The sequence below is a fragment of the Candidatus Magnetominusculus xianensis genome (assembly GCA_001541255.1).
GTDB classification, from domain to species: Bacteria; Nitrospirota; Thermodesulfovibrionia; order Thermodesulfovibrionales; family Magnetobacteriaceae; genus Magnetominusculus; species Magnetominusculus xianensis.
This window is the reverse complement of record LNQR01000036.1, coordinates 57,002-69,095: the sequence shown is the minus strand read 5'-3', so window position 1 is coordinate 69,095 and position 12,094 is coordinate 57,002. Positions and strand designations below refer to the sequence as shown.

The following is a 12,094-nucleotide window of genomic DNA, read 5'->3' as shown; positions in this document are numbered from 1 at the left end:
ATTGACCTGTTGTCCTCTAAATACTACTATGCCTCTAAAGTCAGAGACCCTATCGCACAGCTCTCTTTATTTTAACCGGACACTAATGTCCTCAATATCTTTGGAATTACAGCCAGCGAAGCAGCTGGAATGCCCATAGAGAAACTTATTCGGACAAACCGCAGCAAGCTGTTTCATTCCATAGATGACACAAAGAAAGGCAGGTTTACCATAGAGGTGGACTCTACCAGTGGAAAACACTTGTGGCTGGAGATCGAATCGGCTGAAGACCCTGATGATTCAAGAAGGCTAATACTTTTTTTATATGATGTCTCAGAGGTATATGGGCTTAAAAAACTCCTCAAAGGCAGGGTCAGCTTTCAGGATATGATAGGAAAGAGCCTTGTAATGGAATAATTATTTGCCCAAATCAAAAGTGTTGCCACTGCCTACTGGACAGTACTTATCGAAGGAGAAACCGGAACAGGAAAAGAACTTGCAGCACGGGCAATTCATTCACTTGGCAATCGTAAGGACAAACCATTTATAGCCGTTAATTGTGCCGGATTAACAGATTCTTTGCTTACAAGTCAATTATTCGGACACGCAAGGGGCGCTTTTACCGGCGCAATATCTGCTCATAAGGGATTCAGAGAGAACGTACGGAAAGTTCCTTCGGACATTCCAGCTTTCACCAACCGTAGACGGTGATTTAATTGCGGCTACACATGAAGATGGGATACTTGAGCTTTGCTTACCCAAGAAAAAGGAGACACTGTTAGAGGAGAAGAAGATAAAGGTCGCATAAGACCATAATCTCTAAGGCTGAACGGGATGTGAAACAGTTTACTTTCCGTCCAGCTTTAGAGCGCAGAGGAGGGCGGTACAATGTGTGATAAAAATGAACAAATGGAGATGGATATCGAGGCAAGCCAGTGCGTGTGCAATATGGAATGGCGAGCCATTAAGCGGGAAGACGAGTCAGATGACTACCGGTGTGTATTATAGGACTCAGTAACCAGCATTTATAACGGTAGTCATCTAGTCCAAGGGGGGAGGATTCTTCTCCCCCATTAAAAATCTCCTCATGGATTCCTCTTGTAATTATCAAATGCGTTTGCCCTGTCATATTTGCAATATAGGCTGCTCATGTTGTATGATAATGATAGTATGTGATCTTTGACAACGCCGGGGCCTCCTTAAGTTAAAAAAAAGGAGGTATAGTAGTGAAGGGTTTTGATTTAGAAAACAGAATCATCGAATTGTTGGGCAAGGACTGGGTTATTGAACGCTCTCAGGACCTGGACCAACTTGGAATCGATGCCCTGGTTCATAGGTTTATCCCGATTACATCGTTCAGCGGGGCATTTCCTATTGCGCTTCAAATCACATCTTATGTGGATGACAGCAACGAATCGAGGCGTCTTGACGAGATACAGGGTTTTGTCCAGAAAATGAACAGGAATGGAATAAAAAAGAGTATCTATGCCGAGTTTAAGAAATTGACACTCTCTAATATTAACAGTTTTGGTTACGAATTTCTCAAGAACGCGCTGGTTGCCTTTGCCTTTCAAAAGGAGTATAAAGACGTGTCAATCGTTGGGCTGAGAATCGCATCACCAGACGAATATGCCTTTTTTAGTGTCACCGAGCCTTCCGGTTTTGTAACTCGTCCTCTGCACAATGGAAAACCAGTCTCAGCAAAAGCAGAGGAACTCTCCGGTTATGCTGGCAGATTAACACAGGACGAGGCATACGAAAGCGGAAAAATATTCAACGGAAGGGTGAAGATATTTCAACATCGCTGGGGTTTTCTAATAGCTGATGCGATTAAAGAGAATGTATATTTTCACATTTCCAATGTGGAAGATGAAATTCTTGCCGAAAAACTGGAGCAACTGATCGAATATAAATACGATAGTTATTCAAAGGATGACATGGATGTCGTCGATGTAGAATTTAGAATTGGCAAGGCTAAGCCTAACGCGGCAAAACCATATCAGGCTATTAACATTAGAATGGCCCGCAGTAGCGCGTAAGGCTGTGGAAATCAGGTATATGAGGCCCCGGCATCTATGACACTTTCGGCGCATCTTTTGGCAGCCCATCTATCCCATACCGCAGTAGTTTATTATCTTTCCACTCTCCAGTATACTGTTCCCCTCCGGGCCAATAGTAAGTCCCATGACCTTCCACTTTATCATCCTTCCACTGCCCAACATACTTTGCTCCATCAGGCCAGGTCATTGTCCCATGACCTTCCCTTTTGCCATCCTTCCACTCGCCAACATATTTAGCCCCGTTAGGATAAGTCACACTCCCATGACCTTCCCTGTTATCATCCTTCCATTCCCCAATATACTTTGCACCATCACGAAAAACCATCGTCCCATACCCTTCCCTGCTATTGTTCTTCCACTCCCCAACATATTTTGCCCCAGAAGGCCAGGTCATAGTTCCATGCCCTTCCCTGTTGTCATTCTTCCACTGCCCAACATACTTTGCCCCGGCAGGGTAAACTGCTGTGCCCAGTCCATTTGGCTGACCATCCCTAAACTCCCCAATGTATTTAGTTCCATCAGGCCAAGTCATTTCTCCTTGCTCTTGCATTTTATATTCCTTGTGCTTCAGACATACAGATTTGCCAGTGCCTTCAGGCTCATTATCCTGGGCTGTTCATACTACAGCAGCCCTATATCTTTTATCTGTTTTATAAGGGCTTTTCTGTTTATCGGTTTTATCATATATGCCGAACAGTCGCCGTCATACGATTGCAGTATTTCGTTAGGCCTGTCAACGGCTGTAATCATTATGACCTTTACCATGTCAGCCGGATCTATTTTCATGACCCTTTCCATCTTGCGGACTTGTATCAACGCCTCACAACCATCCATAACAGGCATCATTATATCCAGACACAACAGATCATACGGCTTCTTCTGTTCGTGTGCCATTGTAAAGGCCTCTATTACCTCAAGGCCATTTACGACAACATCACAGTCGGCATAATCAGAGAGCATCTCCTGTAATATCTTTCGATTGATCGATTCGTCGTCGGCTATTAGTATCCTCATTTCAGATCCTTACCCTCGTGTATTTTATTGATTAAATTGTCTAACTCTTCCACTAATGTCTTAAAATGCGTGTTTACATTGTTTATATCAGACTTTCTCAACGCCAGCATCATGCGAAACGCAGCCGTCTTTATTCCCATCAATGAAAGAGTCTCGGCATTGTCTTTGATTGCCTCTGCTTTTTTCTCGGTGAGCGAATAATTGCCATTATCAAGTGCATCCCTCATCGTCTGTATAAAGCTCACTGCCTTTTCAATAAACACCCTTAAGTCACCGTGAGGAAGAGATTCTATGAGTTGGGACTTGTCTATCTGTGTCATGATATTCTCTACCACCAGCTTGTCCGCCTCTATGCTGTTGCTGGCCGTGATTACTGGTGGGATGGCAGCATCTCTATGACGGACAGGGGCAGGCGTGTCAACAGTTACAGCGGCAGAGCCTTCACGCCGCGGCTTCGTATATTTTTTAACCATTTCAACCAACTCTGCCGAATTGACAGGTTTCGTTATATAGTCATCCATCCCCGCCTCTATACACCTGGCCCTGTCTCCTTTTAATGCATGGGCGGTCATTGCTATAACAGGAATTGTCATTGTCTCTTGTGATGCCTTTATTCGCTTGGTTGCCTCAAAACCATCCATCACCGGCATCTGGACATCCATCAGGATAATGTCAAACTTCACCTCATCAAGGAGTTTTGTAAGGGCCTTTTCGCCGTCTTCAGCCTCTGTGACATTATACCCATGTTTTTTCAGAATCTCTCTGGCTACCACGCGGTTAGTAACATTATCCTCGACAAGCAGTATACGAACTGGCGCATCATCAGTCATATGCAGCGCCTGAGTTGGTCTGACTTGCTTTTTATAAGCTGAACTGGATGACTTGTTAACCAGTTCTGTTATGGTAGTTATGATCTCCTTATACTTAATAGGCTTGATTATATACGTTGCCACGCCGAGTTCCCTGCATCTGTCTATATCGCCGCCCCGGTGGTTGGTATTGAGCATCATAACAAGCGAACAGGCAAGCGAGGCATCGGCCATTATCTGCTCCGCCATTTTAAACCCACCGCCCCCGGAAAGTCTTATATCAAGAAACACTATATTATATGGTCGTCCACTGTCTCTGGCTGCAACCAGTCTATCATAGGTCTCCTTAGACCCGGCAGCCTCTGTAACTTCGGCATTTGTGCCGCCAAGGAAATCTCTGATTATACTGCTGCACGAGTTAACGTTACAGGAGATAAGAATCCTTGCGTTTTTAAAATCTAATGCAGACGTAGTATCCTGGTCATCACTCAATGTGAAATTGGCGGTAAAATGAAACGTACTGCCCTGCCCTTCTACGGACTCAAGCCATAGATGACCACCCATGAGTGACACAAGCTGCCTAGATATGGCCAGCCCTAGTCCGGTTCCTCCGTATTTTCTTGTCATCGAGCCATCGGCCTGCGAGAATTGCTCGAATATCTTGTTGAACTTATCTGAAGGTATCCCTATACCGGTATCTGAAACTGAAAATAGGAGTGTGGCGGTTTTACCGCTGCTTAAGCCCTGTTCCATATCCACAGTGACCACAATCTCACCCATATCAGTAAATTTCAGTGCATTGCCTATGAGGTTAATCAACAACTGGCCAAGGCGCACAGGGTCTCCTATCAGTCTTAACGGCACGACAGGCTTTATGTGGCTTGAGAGCTCAAGCCCCTTTTTATGAGCTTGTATAGAGAGTGGATCACAGATGTTTTCAACCATTTCCCGAAGGTTAAAGCTTACATCCTCAAGTTCCAGCTTGCCAGCCTCAATCTTTGAAAAGTCTAAAATACTATTAAGCAGACTCAATAGTGAGTTGGCAGAGTTCAACACCGTATCGAGATATTCCTTTTGACGCGGTTTTAAGTCCGTATCGAGGACAAGCTCTGTCATCCCTATTATGGCATTCATAGGGGTGCGGATTTCATGGCTCATATTGGCAAGAAACTCGCTCTTGGCGGCGTTTGCCACCTCGGATGCCTCTTTTGCCTTTCTCAGCGCCTCTTCCACTTCCTTTCGGTTTGTTATGTCTTCATTGACTGACAGATAGTGTGTTATCACGGCCTCGGCATCCCTTACCGGCGATATCGTTATGCTGTTCCAGTATAATGACCCGTCCTTGCGTTTGTTTAGCAGCTCACCCTGCCAAATTCCTCCGGCCTTGATTGTCTCCCATAAGTCTGCATACACTTCTGGGTCAGTATGCCCGGATCTCAGAAAACTTGACGTCCTGCCCAGCGCCTCATCGCGGGTGTAGCCTGTCACCTCAACAAACTTGGGATTTATAAACTCTATCCTGCCGTCAAGGTCGGTTATTGTTACTGCCACGGGGCTTTGTATTATGGCGCTTGAGAGTTTTATCAGTTGTGCCTCGGCATTTTTGCACTCCGTAACATCATTAATAAACCCTTCGTAGTAGAGCGGCTGCCCCAGTTCATTTTTCACGACCCGAATGTTTTGTTCAATGATAAGTTCACTGCCGTCTTTTTTCCTTAAATGGCTTACGAGGTCTTTTATAGATTGGTTAGTTTTTAATGCAACCATGAATCTCTCATACTCTTTCCGCCTGAAATACAGGCAGTGCAGTTCGCCGCAAAATGAAAGCAGCTCCTCCTTACTTGAGTATCCCAGCATATTGTTAAACGCTGGATTTACAGAGAGGAACTTACCGTCGGGGGTAAATCTGTAAAACCCGCTGAACATGTTTTCAAAGAGTACCTTGTAACTCTCTTCTGAGGCCTGGAGTTCCTTTGTGCGTTCTCTGACCTTATCCTCAAGCTCTTCGTTAAGGGTTTTTAGCTCGAGTTGTGCCTGAATTAATTCATGGTTTTTTCCGACTGCATTTTCATATGTTGAAAGCAGGAGATTCAAGATTTGTCTGGGATTGGATTTAATCTGATATTCCTCACCCATGAAGGTTATCTTAAGCCCTGCCTCCGGGTCATAGGTCTTTGACAGCGCTGCGGAGTCCTTTAGGAGTGATTCTATGCTCAGTAAGAGATAATGTTCGTTATACGGCTTGGTTATATAAAAATCGGCATTCGACTGAAGCCCCCTGATTATCTCCTTTGCGTCTGAGAGGGCAGTCAATAGAATTACCGGTATATGTTTAACAGTATCAATGGTTTTAATCTTAGAACACATCTCAAAGCCATCCATACCCGGCATCGCTATATCACTTATTATTAACGCTGGTATATGTTTTTGAGACAAGGCAAGGCCATCAACACCGTCCCTTGCCAGGATGACCTCATAGCCTGCATGTGCCAGCGCGCGCCTCAGAAGCTCCCTTTGGATGGCGCTGTCTTCTACTATTAGAATTTTCACCTGTTATCGCCCGCCTGATTTTTTTCAATACATTCAATCTTCGCTAAAAATCTGCCTATTTTATTGACGTCAAGGACATATTTCGCAGCACCCAGTTTTATAGCCTGGTCTGGCATCCCAAAGACGATACTGCTTTCCTTGTCCTGGACAACAGTTGCACCGCCAGCCTGACTAATAGCAAGCATTCCATCAGCGCCATCTCTTCCCATTCCGGTGAGGAGAACCCCCAACACCCCGCCCATATAATGTTCCGTAAATGACCTCATTGTTAGCGTGATAGACGGCTTATGGCCGCCCTCCGGCGGGTCATTACTAAGAACAAAGGCGCCTGACTTGTCTATCTTCAGATGTCTGTTATCCGGGGCAAAGTAGATATTACCGGCGATAGCCTTTTCGTTATTTTGGGCTATGGTCACGTTTAACTTACAACACCCCTTTAGCCAATCGACGAGGCTTGCCATAAATCCCTCGCTTATGTGCTGTACGCAGACAATGGGAATGGAGAAATCAGCAGGCAGCTCTTTAAGTATGGTCTCAATGGCCTGGGGTCCGCCGGTTGATGCCCCGATTACAATCATTTTCAGACGACTGATTAATGCCTCTATATGTGGCAGTACATCGTAATTCTCGGCACAGGGCTTGGGGATAGCGACCATCCCCCCATGTGCTTGCGGGGTAAGCGCGGCAATGCCATGTTTTTTTATCTTACGAAACGGCACAACCCCTGAGAGTACCTTTATCTTGGCTATTAAGTCGGCTGAGAACTTGGCCGACTGCCCAAGCAGCACCCCGCGAGGCTTAGGAAACACATCTATTGCACCCGCTGCAAGCAGTTGAAACACGTTATCATCGTTGCCTTCGCAAACAGATACGCTTATCACAAGTATAGGAAGCGGGTGTCTGGCCATTACCTCTTTGACAAACTCAAATCCATTCATCAGCGGCATATGCAAATCCGTACAAATCACACCAGGCCTCAGACGCGGTATCATCTCAAGGGCCTCTTTACCGTGGCGTGCCGTACCTATCACCTCTATCTCATCCGATGACGCCAATACCCTCTTCAATACCTCTACCGCTACCGGAGAATCATCTACTATCAGCACCTTTATGCGTTTATTCACTGCCGTTATCATATCAACCTTTTCAGCGTATCCAGAAACACCTGTCTGTCAAATGCCGGTTTGGTGATATAGGCATTTGCCCCCACTTCCGCTCCCTTTCTCATATCCTCCTCTGAGGACAATGTGGTTACAAGAATAACTGGCAGCTCCTTATATTTTTTATTCTTTCTTATTGCTTCTGTCAGTACTAAGCCATTCATATTAGGCATTTCAACGTCTGAGACAACCGCATCAAAATTAGCCAGCTCCAGCTTTCTCAAGGCATCCATACCATCCACACTTACCGTTACCTCATAACCAGCCCCCTCCAGGATGCGTTTCAGTTGAGTCCTCGTTGTTATGGAGTCCTCTGCTACCAGGACTGTGATTGGCCTTTCCTGTGCCTCTACCTTCTGAAGCGATACCGAGGTGAACCCCTTAGTCTTAATAGTCTTTAAGATATCAGCGGGGTTAAGTACCATACACACCTCACCGGTGCCAAGTATTGTCGAGCCAATAACATTGCGCACACTTTTAAGTATCCCGCCGTAGGATTTAATCACAATTTCCTGCTCATCGACAAGTGTATCGACCATGACCCCGAAATTCTCGCCATCCAATGTAAATACTATACAGGGGAACCTTCCTTGCCGGGATGTACTAATATTTTTATTCTTGAGACCTCCGCCATTATCTCCTTTAAGTTCAAGTATATCAGCGGCGTGGACAACTGACATCGGCGAGTTGTCAAATGTAATAGTCTTCTGGCCCTCCACATTATATATATCGGCGATTGAAGCCATATATGTTGTCCTTACAAAATCAATCGGCAGGGCGTATGTCTTTCCGGCGGCCTTTACAATAAACACGCGTGTAGTGGAGACAGTAACAGGCAGGCTTATGGTCATCCTGCATCCCTGCGTAGGGGTAGAGTCCACAGAAACTGTACCCTTAAGGCGTGCAAGTGCGGTCTTAACGACATCCATCCCAACCCCCCTGCCGGATATGTCCGTTATTATAGGGCTTGTGGTGAAACCAGGCATGAAGATAAAATTATAAAGCTCTGCAAGCGGCATTCCGGTTAGTGTCTCTACTGAGGCCAGTTTGTTTTTTATGGCCGTCTCTTTTATCTTTTCTACATTTAGGCCGCGCCCGTCGTCTATTACTTCTATAATTATGTTTGATGCCTTTTTATATGCCTTCACAGTTATTGTGCCGGTCTTGCTTTTTCCCCTGACTAGCCGCTCATCGGGAGTTTCTATGCCATGGTCTATGGAGTTTCTGATAATGTGCATCAGCGGGTCTTTTACCTCTTCAAGGATTCGCTTTTCTGCCTTTGTCTCACCGCCTTCCACTACGAAATCAATCTCCTTCGATTTCTGATTTGCCAAATCCCTAACCATGCGCTTAAACGGGTTAAAGACATTTGACAGGGGCAGGAGCATAAGGGTACGTGCCCGCTCCTCTATTTCCTTGGATATAAATGAAAGCCTCGCATCATCTTCATATAGTGAGCCTTTAAGGTTATTCAGAGTGCCGGAGAAGTCCTCAATGTGTTTGTGTTTATTTAACGCAGCATTGCCTCTTAGTTCTTTTAATACCTTAGTGTTCCACATGTGAACGGTCTCTTCTATATCGGTGAGGCGTTGGTTAATCCTGTTTTTCATCACAAGGAGTTCACCTACATGCAGCATAAGGGCATCCAGCTTATATGTCTCCACACGGATTGTATCAATGGTGAACCTTTTACCTTCCTGCATCACAGCCGGAGATTCATGCTCCTGAGAAACCGGCATATCGGCCGCTTCCTGCGGCTTATCTATTTCCTCAGCCTCGTGAGGTTTATCAGCCGGGGCAACTTGCAGTATGATTTTTGGGATTTCTGGCACTTCAGGCTGTGCAGCAGGCATTAGTTCTACCGGGGGCGCAGCTGCCTCTTTAGGTGGGGCAGCGGGAATTTCTGGTGGTAACTGGCATTGTGCCGGTTTTGCTATCTCACTGATTTGTACTGCTACTGGAGGCGGCCCTGCTGACTTCGCAGCCTTTAGTTCGGCAATTATATTGGTAACATTAACCGAGGACGCCTTCCCCATGACAGCCTCCTCAAGGAGTTCCTTTATTGCATCAAGACACTTGTATATGCCGTTGACCATGTCTGGGGAGAGTTCTCTCAGGCCGCGCTTTGCTGCGTTTAACATATCCTCTAATGTATGGCCCAATAATTCAATTTTATTAACGCCTAGCTGTCTGGCCGAGCCCTTAAGACTATGGGCCTCGCGAAACAACCCCTCCATGAGCGCCTTCTTATCGACAGGCTCCTGTTTTTCTAACTGCAGCAGTCCATCTTCGATGTTCTGAATATGCTCCTGCGTCTCGGCGTTAAATATCTCTCTTAGTTCCTTATCTTCTATCATCACATCATCTGTTTCAAGTCTTTGGCTACTTCGTCTAGTTTTGAGAGACCCTGCTTTGTCTGTGTTATACCGGAGGATGTCTCCTTAACGCTCCTGTTGATGGAGTTCATCGCCCCGACAACCTGGGAGATTGCTGAAGACTGCTGCTGAATATTGAGAAATATCTGCTGAATATTCTCCGCAGAGCTTCTTATCACGCTGGATAGCTTTCCAAAGGTCTCGGCGGCGGTCTCGGCCAGTTCCATCTCCTTGTCCACAGTCTTTGTGCTTTCCTCTGTTACCATAACCGTTGAGTTTGTGGCCTTTTGTATCTCAGTTACGACGGAGTTAATCTCCTCGGCTGATTTTTTGCTTTGTTCGGCGAGTTTGCGTATCTCCATTGCCACTACTGAAAAACCCTTGCCGTGTTCCCCTGCCCTTACGGCCTCAACTGCGGCATTCATGGCAAGCATTTTAGTTTCACCGGCGAATTCCGATACCACGTTGGCTATGTTTTCTATGCGGGTGGTCTTGTCACTCAACTGCAAGATCATGGAGGCCGTTGCCTCAACCCGCTCTTTTAATGAGGTCATACCGGCAAGCATTTCATTTAGATTTTCTGCACCCTCGTTTGCCATCATCATGACGTGTTCAGCGCCCTCTGCAGCATTTTTGGCCTGCTCTGCCGATTGTTTAAACGATGCCGACAGCTCATCCATCGTCGTTGTGGTCTCATTAACTGCCGTTGACTGTTGGGAGGCAGTTTTTTCGTGTTGCTCAACAGTAGCAGAGATCTCTGTTGTTGATGAAGATATATTGTTGATACTCCTGCTTAACGGCACACTTATCGAGCGGCTGAACTTCCAGCCAACAGCAACAATACAAACCACAGAAATCAGCCCTAAAACCAACATAGCATAAAACAGGTTGTCTACAGTAGCAAGGGCCTCGCCCTCAGCCTCCTCAGCAATTAGCAACCAGTTAAACCCCTCTATGTTAAGCGGCATGACAATCCTGAGGACAGGAATGTTCAAATAATTCGTTGAATAAATAGATATTGTAGACTTGTTTGCTATCGCTTCCTTTACCTGCTTGTCATTTATTTTAAGAAGGCCGATAGTGCTGTTATATCTCTTCATTTTGTCGATTAGTTTTTTATCCTGAGATGTATTTTGAATGGCTTTGAAAAAAGTATCCGGCGACTCCAATATAACTCTGGCATCCGTCCTCATTTCCATGTCGTTAGCGCTAATAATATAACTCTCGCCGGTATTGCCGGAACCAGAGCTCTGCCAATCCCTATGACGGGTCATTACATTGTTCATTCTTTCCACAGGTAATTGAAAGGCCAGGACGCCGACTTTCTTCTCTCCGTCATAAATGGGTGATGCTATAAAGGCAGCCTCATGACCGTATGATGGCGCATATGGTTCAAAATCCTCCATTACAAAAGATCCCTTTTCTTTTGATTTCAGAGCGGCATCAAAGGCCTTGCCCAGCCCCGAATCGCTGTATGGGCCGCTCATCATGCTTGTCCCGAAATCGAGTTCTTTCGCAGTGGAATAAACTATATATCCGGTTTCGGGTTCTATCAGAAACATATCTGCATAGCCAAACTCATCCACATATTTTTTAAATATACGCTGGTATTTCTTATGTACTGCGTTGTAAGTGATATCGTCTGCGGCAAAATCAAGGTCTTTCTTTTTCCCAACCTTGAATGGATTGGCCGATATGTACTGATGCTGGAGTATCTTTACTGCCTTTTTCTTAGGCCACCAGATTGAAATAATATTGTCTGGAACGTCAAGTGTCTTTTCTTTCTGCTCCTGATACCTCGCCATTAGCAGGTCTTCGTTGTATTTTGCATTAGCATCATATTTAGCGCCGGATTCTTTTTCTACGGCAAAGAAGGCTGACTGAAATTCCTTCATGGCCTCTATGACCATATAGTCCTCTGTAAATGTCATTGAACGTCGTATTATTTGTTTATAAAACATCTCGACATGTGTTTTCTTCGCTGCTGACAATGCAATGAGTTTGTCAAAGGCCGCCTTAGTTAGGGAATTCCTCGCCTTTACATAGGAATACGTGCCAATGGCAAGAAATGGCACAAGCCCTATTAATACAAATAAAACAAACAGTCTCTGTTTTAATGTCAATGACATCTTTAAGTTTATCATCAG

The 12,094-nt window shown here is 45.3% G+C and carries 10 protein-coding genes; 4 read left to right on the top strand and 6 right to left on the bottom strand.

The annotated features are described in order from the left end of the window. Positions 1-129 precede the first annotated feature (129 nt). The 4 genes from ASN18_RS17090 (at position 130) to ASN18_RS05905 (ending at position 2,018) form a co-directional block, all read left to right on the top strand. Positions 130-396, top strand: a complete 267-nt coding sequence (locus ASN18_RS17090) for a hypothetical protein (protein ID WP_157072855.1) — start codon at positions 130-132, stop codon at positions 394-396. A 12-nt stretch (positions 397-408) separates the two neighbouring features. Then, the gene (locus tag ASN18_RS17780) at positions 409-690 is read left to right on the top strand and encodes a sigma 54-interacting transcriptional regulator (protein ID WP_157072857.1); all 282 of its coding nucleotides are present in this window, start codon (positions 409-411) and stop codon (positions 688-690) included. After that, complete coding sequence (locus ASN18_RS17915) at positions 614-787, top strand: Hsp20/alpha crystallin family protein (protein WP_085051827.1); 174 nt, start codon at positions 614-616, stop codon at positions 785-787. Before ASN18_RS17780 ends, ASN18_RS17915 begins: the two co-directional genes overlap by 77 nt. A gap of 418 nt (positions 788-1,205) precedes the next feature. Next, positions 1,206-2,018, top strand: a complete 813-nt coding sequence (locus tag ASN18_RS05905; RefSeq protein WP_085051824.1) for a hypothetical protein — start codon at positions 1,206-1,208, stop codon at positions 2,016-2,018. 34 nt (positions 2,019-2,052) lie between these two features. On the opposite strand, the gene ASN18_RS05900 is transcribed toward ASN18_RS05905, so the two are convergent. The 6 genes from ASN18_RS05900 to ASN18_RS05875 all read right to left on the bottom strand — a co-directional run bounded on the left by ASN18_RS05900 (position 2,053) and on the right by ASN18_RS05875 (position 12,091). Next, positions 2,053-2,571: an MORN repeat-containing protein gene (locus ASN18_RS05900; protein WP_236861557.1), complete on the bottom strand. Its 519-nt coding sequence runs from the start codon at positions 2,569-2,571 to the stop codon at positions 2,053-2,055. Positions 2,572-2,660: 89 nt separating this feature from the next. After that, positions 2,661-3,053: a response regulator gene (locus ASN18_RS05895; protein WP_085051822.1), complete on the bottom strand. Its 393-nt coding sequence runs from the start codon at positions 3,051-3,053 to the stop codon at positions 2,661-2,663. Then, complete coding sequence (locus ASN18_RS05890) at positions 3,050-6,412, bottom strand: response regulator (RefSeq protein ID WP_085051821.1); 3,363 nt, start codon at positions 6,410-6,412, stop codon at positions 3,050-3,052. The genes ASN18_RS05895 and ASN18_RS05890 overlap by 4 nt, the downstream gene beginning before the upstream one ends. Next, positions 6,409-7,548 (bottom strand): chemotaxis-specific protein-glutamate methyltransferase CheB, encoded by a 1,140-nt coding sequence (cheB, locus tag ASN18_RS05885; protein WP_085051820.1) that lies wholly within the window; start codon positions 7,546-7,548, stop codon positions 6,409-6,411. Before cheB ends, ASN18_RS05890 begins: the two co-directional genes overlap by 4 nt. Beyond that, entirely contained in the window at positions 7,545-9,929 is a 2,385-nt protein-coding gene (locus ASN18_RS05880) for a hybrid sensor histidine kinase/response regulator (RefSeq protein ID WP_236861556.1), read from the bottom strand. Before ASN18_RS05880 ends, cheB begins: the two co-directional genes overlap by 4 nt. Next, positions 9,929-12,091 (bottom strand): methyl-accepting chemotaxis protein, encoded by a 2,163-nt coding sequence (locus ASN18_RS05875; protein WP_085051818.1) that lies wholly within the window; start codon positions 12,089-12,091, stop codon positions 9,929-9,931. The genes ASN18_RS05880 and ASN18_RS05875 overlap by 1 nt, the downstream gene beginning before the upstream one ends. Positions 12,092-12,094: the final 3 nt, after the last annotated feature.